The following is a 15,917-nucleotide window of genomic DNA, read 5'->3' on the forward strand; positions in this document are numbered from 1 at the left end:
AGGACTTACTCCTTTCAACATATAAACACATAACATAATGTAACTCTTTACACCCATGAATCCTTTTCTCAAAGTTGTGAAGTAGACTCAAAATAAAAAAGCACTCTTGGCTAGAGTGCTTTTTACTTTCAAATAAGGAGGTTACATATATGGATAGTACTCTCGTATTTAACTTCGGCATTGGTATTGTTATCATTTTATTTGTTTTCTTTGTTCTTTGTATGAGCGGGGTATAGCAATCTTTTATGCTGACAATTCCTTTAAAGTATCACTTAATTTAAACTTTCTTAATTGTAAGGAAGCAATCAACGCTGCCCCTGCTCCAAGTATCACACTAGCTAGAGCTAATATGAAAACTTGATTATACGGAATGATAATAACTGTTAGTTCTAGACTTGATAACACAATATAACTAAACAAAATCCCGCCAAAAATCCCTATGCAACCAGCTATCGCTCCAAGTAAAGTTCCCTCTAATAAAACGATCCGTCTCATTTGCTTCGGAATAGCTCCTACCGCACGAATCATACTAATTTCAGCACGTCTTTCATGTAAGCTGGCAACAATCGCATTCATTAATCCTATACCAGAAATAATGAAAACAATTACAACTAACAAGCGAATTAACATCATCATTTGCGATAATAACTGCTCTTGTTCTTTCAATAAATCATAACTGTTTATAACTTCTACATTCTCTTTATTATTTGTAATTTCTTTCACTTGCTTCTTAATCGCTTCAAATGATTGATTAGAATTTGTCATAATTTGAAGCGCTTCATATCCTTGTACGTGAAACTTATCGCGAGCCCATTGTTCATTTACAAAAATATCTAACCCTCTTAACCTTAATCCTTGCTCAATAATCGAAACGACTTTAATCGTTTGTTTTTCTTTCCCTTTTCCTTGTACTTCAATCGTATCATGCAACTGAAGTCCTAAATTTTTAGCCACTTCCTTCGTAATGACTCCTTCACCATCTTGTAATGGCTTACTTAAAGTTTGCCCTGCAATCACTTTCGCTTTTGTTACTTTCTGGTACGCTACAATATCGTTACCGACAACTTCCATTGAATCGTAGTTCAAATTATTTTTTTTCGCAAATTCATACCATTCTTGATTCGCTTTTTTAAAGTCATAATTCACAAGCCTTGCTGTAACGTCAGTAGCATTCCCAACACTCGCCTCTACACCATCAATTTTTCTAACCTTCTCCATCCAACTAAACGGTAATGTTTCTATTCCTTGCGACTCTACTGGAATTCTTATTACTAAGTCCGCTGGTAAATGTTTTTGTAACCCTTTTTTCATACCTTCATACATAGAATTTACATACATCGTTCCAACAAGCGCTAACATAAAGCCAAATGCTAATATAGCAACTGACACAGCTGCCTTATTCCGATAACGAATTACATTCCGGCTACTAATCGTCGTTTCAATTCGTAATATCATTTGAAACGGTTTTGCAATCACCGGTGCTATCACGCGAATAAATAACGGAATTGCCAATAACAAACCAACTGCAAATAACAGCGCTCCTATCGCACTTGGATTAAAACCGATATACTGCTCTAATATGCTTCCCGTGAGTCCAATAACGGTACCAATGATTAAAATGCTAAGGCTAAAAGCACTCCATCTTTTTTCTTTTTTCTCATTACTAGGAAGACCTGGGCGAAGCGCTTGAACTGGTGGAATCTTTCTAACCATGAAAGCTGGTATAATGGCCCCTATGATAGACATAACAATCCCTAATAAAAAAGTAATGAGTAGAACCTCACCTGATATCGAGAATGATGCTTTCCCTGCCCCCTCAATATTCACCCATTTGTTAATGAATGATGCCGCGATTGTTTGCGTACCTGCTCCAAGAATAACCCCCGCTAGCGATCCGATTGCTCCGATGCATAAAGCCTCTAATAAAACGACTAAGATAATTTGATTTGGGTTGCTACCGAGTGCACGTAATAATGCCCACTGCTTAAATCGACTTCTAACAGATAAGAAGAAACTTCCCATTATTAAAAGAGCTACAACAAATAAAGCAATACCACCTAAACTAAAAATTAACGGCTTCATTACATTTAGTCGTTCAAACGCCTTATCAACATAAGTACGTTGATCCATCTTTATATTTTCTATCTTCTTATTTACATCAAGAGCAATTGCTCTTTTCACATTTACATCGGCTGTTTTCACTTGAACGAGATTGAATTGATTTGGTAAATTTAATTCTTTTTGAAGCCAATGGATTGGAAAGTAAGCACTATGCCCCATTGCTGCCATTAACGGCGGATTTAAAATGCCGACGACTTTCACATTCTTTTCTCCATGCTGCGGGAATGGCAACTTAATCGTATCTCCTACCCGTATATTTTCACGGTCTGTATATCCTTTTGTCAGCGCTACTTCAGCACCTTCTTTCGGATATCGACCTTCTAATATTTTATAAGAATGCATTTCTGGAGAATCTTGCTCAACAGCCCAATAGGACGGTTTTCCCGATAACTCTTTATAATTTGGAAAAGGATATGGTATAAGTACTTTTGATATTTTTTCAGCATTTTCTAAGCCATCTATTCCTTTTAAACTTTCATTATTTAAATACATATCATTTTTTATATAACCAAATTGCAAATTATAATCTCCATACCGACTTACGACTTGTTCCTTCACACTTTGCTCTACTGATTGATTACCTAGCAATAACATCGTCGCTAACATAACACCTAAAGCTGCACCGAGAGCGATCAACATATTTCGCAACCAATTTTGTTTCATCGATTTTATCGCATACTTAATTACCCATCGCATCACCTTTACCTCCTACTTTAAAGTGGCGATTCATAATCTCTTGAATGTGGGTAACTTGTTGCGGGATATTTCGAAATTTCCATCCTTTACTTTCAGCATGTTCATGAATCACTTCACCATCTAATAAAAAAACAACTTTATCCGCATGGGCCGCTACGAACGGGTCGTGCGTTACAATGACAGCTGTTTGTCCTAACTCATCACACGCATTGCGAAGTGCCGCGATTATATTTTTGCTATTTTCTGAATCTAATGCCCCTGTTGGTTCATCAGCTAATATAATAGCCGGCTCATTTGCAAAAGCTCTTGCGATCGCAACCCTTTGCTGTTGCCCGCCTGATAACTGCGCTGGTAAATGTTTTTCTTTTCCCTTTAGCCCGACGAGATTTAATAAACGATTCGCTGTCGCCGTTGCCTTCTTTTGCGAGATATTATCTAACAGTAACGGCAATCCTACATTTTCCTCCGCACTAAACACTGGAATCAAATTAAACTGCTGAAAAATAAAACCGATTTTATGCCTTCTAAATAAAGCGAGCTCTTTTTCTTTTAATGTTGAAATCTCTGTACCATCAACGCGAATACTACCTACCGATGGAATATCTAATCCACCTAATAGCTGCAATAACGTCGTTTTCCCTGAACCACTTGCCCCCATAATACAGACAAAGTCTCCTTTTTGAATTTGAAGATTAATGCCTTTTAATATTTTTACTTTACTATCCCCAATATCAAACGATTTTTCTAACCTTTCAATTTCAATAATATTCATCCCCATATCCCCTTCTCTCTCTATTTACCAATTCTATATATTCTATCCAGAATGCAAAATCCCTACTTTTTTGTATTTTTTTGTCACATACTAACATGTATTCCATATTAGCTAATTACATTTCTGCTTTATTTCTCACGTCAAAAAAGTTGACTCTTACAATAGAAGTAACCATAATAGTTACATAATAAAAAAACTATTCACATATCCACAAATAGGAGGATGAACAATGAAACATGTAATCGTTTATGCACACCCAAATACAGAAAGCTTCAACCATGCAATTTTAGAAACAGTAAAAAGTGAATTAGAAGAAAAAGGTCATGAAGTACGTGTTCGCGATCTATACGAATTAAACTTCAATCCAGTATTAGGCGCTTCCGATTTCATCTCATTTTCTCAAGGAAACACACCAGAAGATATTAAAGAAGAGCAAGAGCATATCTTTTGGGCTGATAGCATTACATTCATTTACCCAGTTTGGTGGGCGGGACTTCCTGCTATTTTAAAAGGATACGTTGACCGTGTATTTAGCCACGGCTTCGCTTATGCTTACGGTGAAAATGGTATCGAGAAGTTATTAAGCGGTAAAAAAGGCTTATTACTATCTACAATGGGAAATACGAAAGAGGCGTACACAGCAGGCGGTATGTTTGAAGCAATGAAGAAAACAGCAGATGTTGGTATTTTTGAATTTACAGGCATCGAAACAATTGAGCATACATTCTATACGAGTGTTCCTTCCGTGGATGATAATGTGCGTAAACAATATCTTGAAGAAGTGAAAGAAGTAGTGAATCGTGCATTCTAATAAAAAACTCCGGTTGTTAAAACCGGAGTTTTTTATTTCATCATTAATTTCGGAATATATCTTTGAAGAATGCTTTCTAATTCATTCATATCTTCCTGTCTAATAAGTAAATTCACATTGTCATTCATTTTTTCTCGCCCGCGATATAAAAATATATTTTCTTTTGGATTTTCCCATGTCGACGTTTTATAGCCTTTTAATTCTTCGTATGAATAAAAGTTTAATCCGTCTACTACACCTTTTTCATGTATTTGTACACTTTTAATAAGATGGATAGCTATTAAAGTCATAAAACAACTTGCTACAACATAACTACCCGACTGAACAAGAAACTGTTCAACTGTATCAATATCTCCACTTACGTACTGAGCATATATATACATACATTGTCCAATGAAATATGCTGGTCCAAGTAATGCAATCCAACGTCTCTTCACTCGTGGATATGTTGCAATGAGTTTTCCTGCACTTTTTTTCATTTCATTTATTTTATATATCTTCCATAGAACAAAAAACAAAACACATAATGTAAAAACAAACATAATACATGACATCCAGTACACTCTGATTCCCTCCCTCCAATATCATTACATATAAATTTTACATTTTATATAACAATAGCACATATGCAATTATGCATAAAAAAACAGGTAACCTCTTTCGGTTACCTGCATTTCATTACATCTTCTCAATCCACTCCGTCAAGTTATGCACAACTTGCGTTGGTTGTACTTCATATTCTGTTAACTTCTCCACAGTTGTGACTCCAGTGTGGACAAGAAGCGTATGCATACCAGCATTTACTCCCGCCAAAATGTCTGTATCGTAGTTATCCCCAACCATTAATGCTTCATTTTTTTCTATACCCAGTACTTTTAAAGCTTGTTCCATAATGATTGATTCTGGTTTTCCGATGAAGATTGGATCCACGCCTGTTGATACTGTTACAACTGATGTTAATGAACCGTTACCTGGTAATAATCCGCGCTCAGTCGGAATAGCAATATCTCCATTTGTAGAAATAAACGTTGCGCCGTTACGTACAGCAAGACAAGCTTTTGCTAATTTTTCATATGTGATGTCACGATCTAAACCAACAACAACGAAATCAGGATTTTCATCCACAAGTTCAAATCCTTTTTCCACAAGCGCATCATGTAAGCCTTCTTCACCAATCATATATACAGTTGCGTCTTGTTTACGTTCATAAATAAAGTTTGCTGTCGCCATACTCGTTGTGAATACTTGCTCTGCTTTCGCTGGAATATCGAAACGAACAAGTTTTTCTGCCACCTGTTCTGGTTTACGCGTTGAGTTATTCGTAACGAATAAATAAGGAATGCCGCGCTCTCCTAATGCTTTTACGAAGTCGCTCGCTTCTTCAATTTGTTCTTCTCCGCGATACATCGTACCATCTAAGTCAATTAAGTAACCTTTATACATCGATTATGTCTCTCCTTCTATGCTAACGTTCTCACCTATCATACCACTCTTATATTACCCGCTTTTTCCAAAGAAAAAAACGCTTTACCTTAAAGCGCCCCATAACGTTCATTTTTTCTCTTTTACTTGGTAAGAACAACTACAATCGCCCTCACACATGTTTGCTAACGTCTTTACATCTGCTCCTGCAAATAAACGATTATACATCTCTTTTTCATCTGCGCATACTTGTGGGAATCTCTCTGCAATTTCCTTTAACGGACAGTTTTGTTTTTCAATTACGAAAGAGTTTTCTCCATCCCTCTTTATTTGAACCATATAACCATTTTTCTCTTGCATAGCTGCTATCTCTTGCACTTTATATGCTAAATTCTTTTGATTACTCACTCGCTTTTGCAACTGATCTTCCATTCGCTTCGTTCTCTCTGTTAAAACGTAACGAAGTATTTTTTCATCACCCATTCGAGCTAAATCCTCTAGCATATCAATAGCAAATTGCTTATACTCCTTCGGGAATGTATCTTCTCCCTTTTCGCTTAATCCATACAAATAAGTTGGTCTTCCGACATGTTGTCTTACCATCTTAGAATAAATGAAACCATCTTTCTCAAGATTACTTAAATGTCTTCGGATCGCCATTTCGGTAATCTCTAAAACGTCAGCTAGTTCTGCTACTGTGTGCTCTCCCTTTACTTTCAACAATTGGACAATTTCATCTTTCGTCGTACGTGCTTCCCCCATGCTTAACCCTTCTCCCTTTTCCCTTACTTTCTCACATACAATATAAGATCCCCAAAAAGGCACCTTGGGGATCTTATAAGCATAATTATTCTGGTACAAATGCAGATACAGGTCCTAATTCCTTCTCTAAATAACTGCGGATATTTTCTGGGTATTTCTCTACCACTGCAATATGTTTTTGAATCGTCTTATATAATTCATCATGATTCATTTGAATATAATCTTGCGTAAGCATTTTTCGAAGAAGAATCACTTCCTTCATTCCTTGTCCTTCTTCTGCACTTATCACTCGCTCGTCCATCAAAATATCGATAATATCTTCATAACTTCCTGGATCGCGCATAATAAATCCATCAATCATCGCATTCCCTACATCTAATACAGTATCAATCATTAGATGAGCTATGCGTTCTAATGCGTAAAATTCAAACTCGGTTTCATATATCTTTTTCTCTTGAAATGTACTTGTTGCTCGTTCTAAACATACTAGCATTTGTTCTATTTTCTTTCTGTCTACAAAATACATGAATGTCACCTACCTGGAAATTAAAGCATTTACATTTTAATTGTAACGCTTTCTTCTGAAAAAATCGACAATTTTTCGAATTCACCTTTTCTCCGTTATTTGTTATAGTTATATTTGTATGATTTTTGAAATTGGAGGAATGGAATCTTGGAACGTGAACTCGCACTAGAAATTGTCCGTGTAACAGAAGCAGCAGCATTAGCATCCGCACAGTGGATGGGCCGCGGAAAGAAAAACGAAGCAGATGATGCAGCAACTACAGCAATGCGTGATATGTTTGATTCAGTAAACATGGCAGGTACAGTTGTAATTGGTGAAGGAGAACTTGATGAAGCACCGATGTTATATATTGGTGAAGAACTAGGAACAGGTAACGGTCCAGAAGTAGACATCGCCGTTGATCCATTAGAAGGTACAAACATCGTTGCAAAAGGTCTTGCAAATGCAATGGCAGTTATCGCAATCGCAGATAAAGGAAACCTTCTTCATGCTCCTGATATGTACATGGAAAAAATCGCGGTTGGTCCAAAAGCAGCTGGTAAAATTAGCTTAGATGATCCAATTGAAAAAACAATCGAAATTGTAGCAGAAGCTAACAATAAAAAGATTCGCGATCTAACAGTTATCGTTCAAGAACGTGAACGTCATCAAGATATTATTGACCGTGTTCGTGCAAAAGGTGCACGCGTAAAATTATTTGGTGATGGTGATGTTGGTGCGTCAATCGCAACAGCACTACCTGGAACAGGCATCGACTTATTCGTAGGTACTGGCGGAGCTCCAGAAGGTGTTATTTCTGCAGCAGCATTAAAATGCCTTGAAGGTGAAATGCAAGCTCGCTTAGTTCCAATGAACGAAGAAGAAGAAGCTCGTTGTCGTGAAATGGGATTAGAAGATCCTCGTCAACTTCTTATGTTAGATGACTTAGTATCTGGGGATGATGCAATCTTCTCAGCAACTGGTGTATCTGCTGGTGAGTTATTAGACGGCGTGAAATTCCTTGGCGGAGATTTAGCTGAAACATATTCTATCGTTATGCGTTACAAAACAAGAACGGTACGATTCATTAAAACGCATCACCATTTAGATCATAAACCACACTTAAACTTAGATATTTAATAAAGGAGCCATGTGTATGGAAGAACGTTTCTTTCTGTACGACGATACAGTCGCTACAAGAACTCGTTTCGTTAGCTTTATGGGAGAAAATGAGCGTCATGATTTAGCGCTTTTATACTCCGATCGTCATTACGGTAAAACAATTGTCCTCGATATGCAGCGCAATAAATTTGCAATCATCGGTCCTGACGATTTAAACGAACCAGGCTACTTAGAGCATGCATTTTCTATGACTGAAGAAATTGCAGAAGAACTACGCTCATTTTTATTTGAACTTATATAATTTATCGTAGACACCAGCTGTTTTAGCTGGTGTTTTTTCACTATAAGTATTTTGAATCTTCAAACCTTTGTGTTATAATTAAGAATAAATCTATTTGGATAGAAAGGACGTTATCTACGTATGCCAACATTTACTTTGTAATGGACCAGCAATTGGATAGCATTACTCTCAAAAAAGCACCGTGCTTTTTCAAGGGAGTAGTCTGCCCATTCCCATTACAAGGAACGTAACGCATCTGTAGTATGATGTTTACGGAGGTTCCTAAGGGAATCTCCTTTTATTTTTGTCTATTTCTCATGTCTTCATACTACAAGACATCCAAATAGCTGTATTACGTTCCTTTACCACTACTATAAGAGGTGAAGGAAAATGCAGAAAGTACAACTTTCTTGGAGTTTATATGAAAATGAGCAAAACACAATCGAAAAGTATTGTAAAAATTGCAGACGCACTACCCTATTTACTGACACGAATATTCGTAGGCATAACGCCAATGGAAAAAATATATACCGCTTTGCCATTTATAAATGTCCGAAAGATCATACGTGGAATCAAAAACTTCGTATTTATAAAGCATTTACTGATCACGTTGAAACAGTCGATATGACGCAGCAAGATCAAACAGAAACAACTACTACCATTTCCATTACACAACATAAAGAAAACGGTATAGCCGAAATCACGATCGTATTAGATATCGTTTTCGGTTCTCACCGAATGGATAAAGCTTTATCCACATATATTTCCGACTGGAGCCGTACACGCATTGTGGATAAAATTAAAAATGGGGATATTCAATTGAACGGACAACAAATGAAACCGAACGCAATACTTTCTGAAGGCGATCATATTTCGATTTGTTTGTGAGCGAGTAAAAAAATCCTCTTACAATCGTAAGAGGATTTTTTTATTTCTTCACTTTTCGTAATACGAAGTGTGCACAGCCGAAGTTACAGTACTCGTATAAATACTCCGTTAACGTACTAATTTTCGTATCATATGTCGAACGTTGATTACTATCATCAAAGAAACCGCGCAATCTAAGTTGCTCATAACCCCAGTCCCCAACGATATAATCATATTTATTTAAAATTTCTGCATAACGCTCTTTAAATGCTTCTTCACTAAAACCTTCACGAAAGTTTTTAATTACTTCGTACTGCACATTATTAATGCTCACCGTAGCATGCATCTCTTGCTCTTGCTTTTGCTCCATCATTAACTTCCTCTCTAAGCATTCTTCTTTTTATCGTATCACAAAGCATACCAACCAACAATTTCAAATACAAAAAATTGAAAATTAGTGCATGCTATAGAGAAGGAGGTGATACATCGTGAAAAAACAAATTATACTCTCTCTCCTCACTCTTTCCTTATTTGCAGGCTGTCAAACAAATAATAAAGCCGAAATGGAACGTGAAGAAGGAAGTCGTGTTCTTGTTTCCAATAAAAACGACATGTATCATACGGAAAATACAAATACACGATTAACGAGAGTCGGTTATTCATCTAAACAAAAGCATGAAGTGTCTAACAAACAAGTAGGAGCTATTAACCGTGAGAAAGTCGCTGAAATGATTACAAGCATGGCAGTCAAACTTCCTGACGTTACAAACGCTGCTACGCTCGTTACCGATGATGAAGTATTTGTTGTATACCGTGCGAACACAACGGATCAGAAACTCGTAGCGGATCAAGTATATAGAGCTGCTTTGTCCATCGTCCCTCGCTATTATAAAGCATATGTATCAACAGACCAAAAGTTGATTTCTCAAATTCAAGGACTACAATCTGGTGCTTTAAATGATACAGAATATACGCAAAGCCTTGATATGTTAAAACGTGAAATGAGTAAAAATCCTCATTTGAACAATACAGAGAATCAGACTTTGAATGATATGATTAAAAAGTAAAACAGGTGGAGAAAACCTCCACCTGTTTTACTTTTTTACTATTTCTTACGATCCGCATAAACCGCCATCGCATCACACATAAACTGCGCTAACCCTTCGCCAAACTTATCTATATTTTTCGTGAAGCGCTCATCAGCGACGTACATTTGACCGAGCCCTTTAAAAGCATCTAATGAATATTCACCGAAGTTTTGCAAGTAATCGTACCATACACCGATTGCTTCTTGTGCCTCTTTAGAATCTGGTGCGCCGTGTCTAAGCGCCGCTAAATTTCTGTAAATCGTATTGAACTCTTCTTGATTATCTTTTGACATACCTTTCGCATATTCATTCGCTTTATCTACAGCTGCGTCTCCCCATCTTTCACGCGCTTCTTCTTCGTACGGATTATGGCTGAAATCGAAGCCTTCAAATTTCTCTTTGTTCGTCATTTCAATCTCTCCTTTTGTATGTTGAATTGTTTTATCAATCGTCGCAATCACTTTATCTAACCTCGCACGCTTTTCAAGAAGCATTTTCTTATGAAGCTGCAGTGCTTCTTCTCGGTCAAATGATGGACTCATGATAATTTCTTTAATTTTCTTCAAAGGGAAGCCTAGCTCTTTAAAAAATAAAATTTGCTGCAATGTTTCTAAATTTTCATTGGAATACAGACGATATCCAGACTCTGTCGTCTCGTCTGGGGTTAACAACCCAATTTCATCGTAATGATGCAGTGTGCGCACACTAATTCCAACTAAATTAGCTACTTCTTTTACCTTCATTGTCATGTGTATCTCCCCCTTAATACATACGATAAAGTATGACGCAACGTTAGAGTCAATAAGTACATTCATTTTTTGTTAAAAGTTTCATCTCCACTATATTTCATGCATAATAGATATGTACATATATTAGAAAGCGGTGAAAGTATGGTTTCAAGTACGGTAATTGCCAGTATCACAATTCAACTTGTGCTTTCAATTCTGGTACCTATTATTGCGTTTGTTTATTTTCGTAAAAAATATCATATTAATTGGAAAGTAGTCGGCGTTGGTGCTCTTATTTTTATTGGATTTACCCAAATTCTCGAGACACCGTTCCACCTATTTATGCGCGGGAATCCGGCAATCGCTCCAATTTTAGAAAATCCATTTGTCTTTGCACTTTATGGCGGACTAACCGCTGGTATTTTTGAAGAATTAGGACGTTTCGTTGCCTTCTTCTTCCTACTAAAAAAATATCAAGAATATAAAGATGGTTTTGCTTACGGAATAGGTCACGGCGGGATTGAATCCATTTTAGTTGGTGGATTCTCTGCATTGCAGACACTTATATTCGCAAATGCTATTAACAACGGTAGCTTCGCTCAAATGGCAGAAAAACTACCACAATTAAATGTTGTAAAGGATATGTTAATAGAACAACCTGCTTATTTATACTTCCTTGGCAGCTTGGAAAGAATTATGGCTCTTGTACTGCAAATCGCCTTTACGATGCTTGTCTTATACGCAGTAAAACAGAAGAAATATATCTTCCTTGTTTACGCTATATTATTCCACGCATTTGTAGACTTTTTCGCGGCGCTTTACCAAACACAAACAATCAACATCTTCGTTGCAGAAGGAATCACCCTTCTCTTCACAATTGGTGCTGTCATTCTTATTCGTAAAATGAAAGAAAAATTAATGAGTGTGCCGGCGTAAAAATAACCCACCAGTTGGTGGGTTATTTTTTATATGGATTATCATAATGACGATAGCTTTTTCCCCCTTGCAGTTCCCTCTTTGTTTCTGCATCTATGACGATGTACTTATGAAACTCTTCTACTTCATCTTGAGTGAAAGAAGCAAAAAAGTACACTTGGCGATCAGGGTGAATAAACGAATCTTGCAGCACCACTCTACCGTGACAACCCGCGGCTGTTTTTTGTAGGAAAGAAAATTCCTCATCAGCCACTTCTTTAAATGAAACTTTTTTACGAACGCTATATGCTGCATTTTTATATTCTTTATACACCTTTTCATCTAACTGTTCATAAAATACATCTTCACTCACAAACGATTTATTTCGGTTGCTTGGATAATTTAATTTTGTATTGGATTCTGCATATGTTGTGGACAAGTGCAGAAAGAAACAAAGACTGAATATAATACATATCATTTTTTTCATAAGTGCACCTCAAATATTCATTATCCACATTACTTTTCCACATAATTAAATCATTATGCCGTTTCCAATAAAAAGGAATTTTTTCCACATTTGTCGAAGTATATAGCGTCAACTTGAAAGATGGGGATGAATTATGAAGAAATTGATTGTAATACGACATTGTTCAGCAACTGGCCAAGAACGTGATGCTGAATTAACGATTGCAGGAAAAAATCAAGCAAACACTCTTGCTACATTCCTCTTAGAAAACCAACCACAAATCGATCATATTATCTCAAGCCCATTTGTGCGAGCTATCAATTCTATTCGGCCCTATGCGCTCCAAGCTAATTTGTCTATCCAAGAAGATGAACGATTAGCTGAACGCATATTAAGCGACGTTCCAATGGACGATTGGTTGCAAAAACTAGAATCTACTTTTACAAATATAGATATTGCCTTTTCAGGCGGAGAGTCGACAAAACAAGCAACAGGCCGTGCTATATCGCTTATCCAAGACGTTTTAAAATTAAACCATACTACAACACTACTCGTTACACATGGCAACTTACTTACGCTCATTTTAAAGCACTTTGATCATACGATCGGCTTTAATGAATGGAGAGCTTTAACGAATCCTGATGTTTATGAAATTATAATCGATGAACAATGTACTATAAAACGATTATGGGAAGCACCATCCAAGTAATATCTCTTTCCAACACATTCAGTTGACGCCACGAGAAGAAACTGTACTAACAATAGAAAGGGGTATCACTCCATATGTACGAAGATGTACTTGCTTTACTACATAAAACAAATGCTTCTTACGAAAAATTTGAACACGAACCAGTACTCGATTATGAAACAGATCGTATCGTACGTGAAAGGCTTGGCTTACACGGCACTCCAAGTAAAAGCTTATTTTTAAAATCAAATTCTGGAGATTATTACGTATTTTTCACATTAGAAGGCACAAGACTCAACCAGGGAGAAATGAAAGAAATAACTGGAGAACGCTTATCTCTCTGTTCTCCTGATGAAATGCGAGACAAAACTGGTTGTACGCCAGGATGTGTCGCTCCTTTCGGTTATTCACAACATGTAACAATTATTGTGGATTGTGCGATTTATACTTACGACAAAATTTTAATTACACCTGGTGTACCTGAATTTACAATTGAATTATCCACAGAGGAATTAAAGAAAATCTTATTAACATGCCCAAATACTGTTTTAGAATATAAACAAAAAGAGAGCCAATGATCGGCTCTCTTTTTTTCATTATTTTGCTTCTGCTACTTTTTCTTTTGCAGAACGAACTTGCTCGTCCGCATGGTAAGAAGAACGCACAAGTGGGCCAGCTTCACAGTGGCTAAAACCTTTGCTAAGCGCAATTTCTTTAAGCTCTGCAAATTCTGCTGGTGGGTAATATTTAAGAACTGGTAAATGCTTCTTAGATGGTTGTAGGTATTGTCCAAGAGTTAAAATATCCACATTGTTTGCACGTAAGTCATCCATTGCTTCAATTAAATCTTCTCTCGTTTCACCTAAGCCCACCATAATGCTCGATTTAGTTGGAATATCAGGCTGCATTTCTTTCGCTCGACGTAAAAACTCTAATGAACGGTCATATTTTGCTCTAGCGCGAACTCGGTTAGATAATCGACGTACTGTTTCAATGTTATGGTTTAAAATATCTGGCTTTGCATCCATTAACATTTTTAAGTTTTCTTCTACTCCACCCATATCAGATGGTAATACTTCGATTGACGTAAATGGATTTTTACGACGTACAGCGCGTACTGTTTCAGCAAAAACAGCTGCTCCCCCATCCTTTAAATCATCACGTGCAACCGCTGTTATAACAACGTGCTTTAAGCCCATTTGTACTACAGAATCTGCTACGCGTTCTGGCTCTTGTAAATCAAGCTCAGTTGGTAAGCCTGTTTTAACCGCACAGAAACGACAAGCACGTGTACAAACCGCACCTAAGATCATAAATGTTGCTGTTTTCCTTACAGCCCAGCATTCATGAATATTCGGACATTTCGCTTCTTCACAAACTGTATGAAGATTCTTAGAACGCATCATTTTCTTTAAGCCTGTATAGTTTTCATTCGTGTTTAACTTAATTTTCAACCATTCGGGCTTGCGCTTATATTCTGTTTGTTTTGTCATGGTTATCAACTCCGCACAATATGAAATAGTTTACCGTGTTCGCTTCTTTCAATGTAACATATCTATTCTAACGTATGAAAGCGATTTGCTCAAATGAAGATTCTAAGATTTTTTCCAATCGTTCCCTATAATGAAATACTCCGTATATCCCACACTAAAAAGAGTGATGTTGTGAAAGGAGTCTATTTCATGCTTCGAAAAATTTCTCTTTTGCTTTCGATTTGCTTTCTTCTCCACCAAAACATCGCTTACGGTGAAGATAATCAGCAAAGCATATACGAAAAGCGCATGGTACTATATAAAGAAACCGAGCAGTCTTCCGGCATTCCGTGGTATTACTTAGCTGCAATGGATCAATATGAAAGAAATATACGGAGCGTAAGAAAAGATATTCCGAAAAAACCAGATGCCATCATTTCCCTTTATTTCAAACCAGAAATATGGGCTGGACCTGTTAATGGTAATGATACCCTTCCCCATACAATTTCTCTGTTTGGCGGAATGGGTTTAGATGGTGACAAAGATGGATTTGCAAATGCAAATAACGACCGTGATCTTTTGCATACAGCAGCAACGATTTTAAAGAAACAAGGAAAGTCAGAAGACCGTATTCACATTATGCTTTGGGAATATTATAGACGTGCCAAAACGGTTGATTTAATTACCGAATACGCCCGAATTTATAAACATTATGGACGTATTAATTTAGAAGGAAATGCTTTTCCACTCCCTATTCGCAGTGATCATAGCTATCGTAGTACTTTCGGTGCTGGAAGAAGTTTTGGGGGAAGAAGAATTCATGAAGGAACCGATATTTTTGCAGGCTATGGCGTACCAGTAAGGTCCACTTGCTATGGCATTATTGAAACAAAAGGCTGGAACCGTCTTGGCGGATGGCGCATCGGCATTCGTGACCTTCATAATAACTACCATTATTACGCTCATTTAGGCGGATTCTCAAAAGAAATACAGCTTGGACAAATTGTCGAGCCCGGAAAAGTAATCGGATTTGTTGGTAGCACCGGTTACGGCCCTCCCGGCACAGCTGGAAAATTCCCACCCCACCTACATTTCGGCATGTATAAAGACAATGGTTATACAGAATGGGCTTTCGATCCATACATGCATTTAAGTCTTTGGGAGCGGAAAGAGCGCGCGAACACAAAACGATAACCGTAGCA

19 protein-coding genes are annotated in these 15,917 nt (G+C 37.1%); 9 read left to right on the top strand and 10 right to left on the bottom strand.

Features of this window, described 5'->3' with window-relative positions; all coding sequences use genetic code 11:
• Positions 1-243 precede the first annotated feature (243 nt).
• Together ACTFOB_RS12185 and ACTFOB_RS12190 are read right to left on the bottom strand one after the other, a co-directional pair.
• The gene (locus ACTFOB_RS12185; protein WP_440026142.1) at positions 244-2,817 is read right to left on the bottom strand and encodes an FtsX-like permease family protein; all 2,574 of its coding nucleotides are present in this window, start codon (positions 2,815-2,817) and stop codon (positions 244-246) included.
• The gene (locus ACTFOB_RS12190; RefSeq protein ID WP_440026145.1) at positions 2,801-3,589 is read right to left on the bottom strand and encodes an ABC transporter ATP-binding protein; all 789 of its coding nucleotides are present in this window, start codon (positions 3,587-3,589) and stop codon (positions 2,801-2,803) included. Before ACTFOB_RS12190 ends, ACTFOB_RS12185 begins: the two co-directional genes overlap by 17 nt.
• Positions 3,590-3,818: 229 nt before the next feature.
• Here ACTFOB_RS12190 and ACTFOB_RS12195 point away from each other — a divergent pair, with 229 nt between their 5' ends.
• Entirely contained in the window at positions 3,819-4,400 is a 582-nt protein-coding gene (locus tag ACTFOB_RS12195; RefSeq protein WP_440026147.1) for an NAD(P)H-dependent oxidoreductase, read from the top strand.
• A 32-nt stretch (positions 4,401-4,432) separates the two neighbouring features.
• Here ACTFOB_RS12195 and ACTFOB_RS12200 read toward each other — a convergent pair whose 3' ends face one another.
• The 4 genes from ACTFOB_RS12200 to ACTFOB_RS12215 all read right to left on the bottom strand — a co-directional run bounded on the left by ACTFOB_RS12200 (position 4,433) and on the right by ACTFOB_RS12215 (position 7,110).
• Entirely contained in the window at positions 4,433-4,963 is a 531-nt protein-coding gene (locus ACTFOB_RS12200) for an iron ABC transporter substrate-binding protein (RefSeq protein WP_440026149.1), read from the bottom strand.
• A 115-nt stretch (positions 4,964-5,078) separates the two neighbouring features.
• Positions 5,079-5,843 carry a TIGR01457 family HAD-type hydrolase gene (locus ACTFOB_RS12205; protein WP_098608994.1) on the bottom strand — a complete coding sequence of 255 codons (765 nt, stop codon included), beginning with the start codon at positions 5,841-5,843 and terminating at the stop codon, positions 5,079-5,081.
• A gap of 108 nt (positions 5,844-5,951) precedes the next feature.
• A complete protein-coding gene (locus tag ACTFOB_RS12210; protein ID WP_440026150.1) occupies positions 5,952-6,584 on the bottom strand; it encodes a helix-turn-helix transcriptional regulator in 633 nt (210 codons plus the stop codon).
• 85 nt (positions 6,585-6,669) lie between these two features.
• Positions 6,670-7,110, bottom strand: a complete 441-nt coding sequence (locus ACTFOB_RS12215) for a DUF86 domain-containing protein (RefSeq protein ID WP_440026152.1) — start codon at positions 7,108-7,110, stop codon at positions 6,670-6,672.
• Between the two features lie 147 nt (positions 7,111-7,257).
• On the opposite strand from ACTFOB_RS12215, the gene glpX reads away from it, so the two are divergent.
• The 3 genes from glpX to ACTFOB_RS12230 all read left to right on the top strand — a co-directional run bounded on the left by glpX (position 7,258) and on the right by ACTFOB_RS12230 (position 9,379).
• Positions 7,258-8,229 (top strand): class II fructose-bisphosphatase, encoded by a 972-nt coding sequence (gene glpX, locus ACTFOB_RS12220; RefSeq protein ID WP_000439095.1) that lies wholly within the window; start codon positions 7,258-7,260, stop codon positions 8,227-8,229.
• Between the two features lie 16 nt (positions 8,230-8,245).
• Positions 8,246-8,512, top strand: a complete 267-nt coding sequence (locus ACTFOB_RS12225) for a DUF3055 domain-containing protein (protein ID WP_000392615.1) — start codon at positions 8,246-8,248, stop codon at positions 8,510-8,512.
• Between the two features lie 369 nt (positions 8,513-8,881).
• On the top strand, positions 8,882-9,379 hold the full coding sequence (locus tag ACTFOB_RS12230; protein ID WP_440026154.1) for a cytoplasmic protein: 498 nt from the start codon (positions 8,882-8,884) through the stop codon (positions 9,377-9,379).
• Between the two features lie 40 nt (positions 9,380-9,419).
• Here ACTFOB_RS12230 and ACTFOB_RS12235 read toward each other — a convergent pair whose 3' ends face one another.
• Entirely contained in the window at positions 9,420-9,731 is a 312-nt protein-coding gene (locus tag ACTFOB_RS12235; protein WP_098273314.1) for a YutD family protein, read from the bottom strand.
• 115 nt (positions 9,732-9,846) lie between these two features.
• Here ACTFOB_RS12235 and ACTFOB_RS12240 point away from each other — a divergent pair, with 115 nt between their 5' ends.
• Positions 9,847-10,425: a YhcN/YlaJ family sporulation lipoprotein gene (locus ACTFOB_RS12240; protein ID WP_440026156.1), complete on the top strand. Its 579-nt coding sequence runs from the start codon at positions 9,847-9,849 to the stop codon at positions 10,423-10,425.
• Positions 10,426-10,463: 38 nt separating this feature from the next.
• Here ACTFOB_RS12240 and ACTFOB_RS12245 read toward each other — a convergent pair whose 3' ends face one another.
• Positions 10,464-11,195, bottom strand: coding sequence for a MerR family transcriptional regulator (locus ACTFOB_RS12245; RefSeq protein ID WP_098078301.1), 732 nt, complete (start codon positions 11,193-11,195; stop codon positions 10,464-10,466).
• A gap of 99 nt (positions 11,196-11,294) precedes the next feature.
• On the opposite strand from ACTFOB_RS12245, the gene ACTFOB_RS12250 reads away from it, so the two are divergent.
• On the top strand, positions 11,295-12,110 hold the full coding sequence (locus ACTFOB_RS12250; protein ID WP_440026158.1) for a YhfC family intramembrane metalloprotease: 816 nt from the start codon (positions 11,295-11,297) through the stop codon (positions 12,108-12,110).
• A 22-nt stretch (positions 12,111-12,132) separates the two neighbouring features.
• Here ACTFOB_RS12250 and ACTFOB_RS12255 read toward each other — a convergent pair whose 3' ends face one another.
• Entirely contained in the window at positions 12,133-12,576 is a 444-nt protein-coding gene (locus tag ACTFOB_RS12255; RefSeq protein WP_440026160.1) for a hypothetical protein, read from the bottom strand.
• A 133-nt stretch (positions 12,577-12,709) separates the two neighbouring features.
• On the opposite strand from ACTFOB_RS12255, the gene ACTFOB_RS12260 reads away from it, so the two are divergent.
• On the top strand, positions 12,710-13,264 hold the full coding sequence (locus ACTFOB_RS12260) for a histidine phosphatase family protein (RefSeq protein ID WP_440026161.1): 555 nt from the start codon (positions 12,710-12,712) through the stop codon (positions 13,262-13,264).
• 74 nt (positions 13,265-13,338) lie between these two features.
• The gene (locus tag ACTFOB_RS12265; protein WP_440026163.1) at positions 13,339-13,821 is read left to right on the top strand and encodes a YbaK/EbsC family protein; all 483 of its coding nucleotides are present in this window, start codon (positions 13,339-13,341) and stop codon (positions 13,819-13,821) included.
• Between the two features lie 18 nt (positions 13,822-13,839).
• On the opposite strand, the gene lipA is transcribed toward ACTFOB_RS12265, so the two are convergent.
• On the bottom strand, positions 13,840-14,736 hold the full coding sequence (gene lipA / locus ACTFOB_RS12270) for a lipoyl synthase (protein WP_000166376.1): 897 nt from the start codon (positions 14,734-14,736) through the stop codon (positions 13,840-13,842).
• Between the two features lie 189 nt (positions 14,737-14,925).
• On the opposite strand from lipA, the gene ACTFOB_RS12275 reads away from it, so the two are divergent.
• Positions 14,926-15,909 (top strand): M23 family metallopeptidase, encoded by a 984-nt coding sequence (locus ACTFOB_RS12275; RefSeq protein WP_151632334.1) that lies wholly within the window; start codon positions 14,926-14,928, stop codon positions 15,907-15,909.
• The last annotated feature ends 8 nt before the right edge of the window (positions 15,910-15,917 follow it).

It is taken from the genome of Bacillus cereus group sp. MYBK79-1, from assembly GCF_051915365.1.
Classification (GTDB): Bacteria; Bacillota; Bacilli; order Bacillales; family Bacillaceae_G; genus Bacillus_A.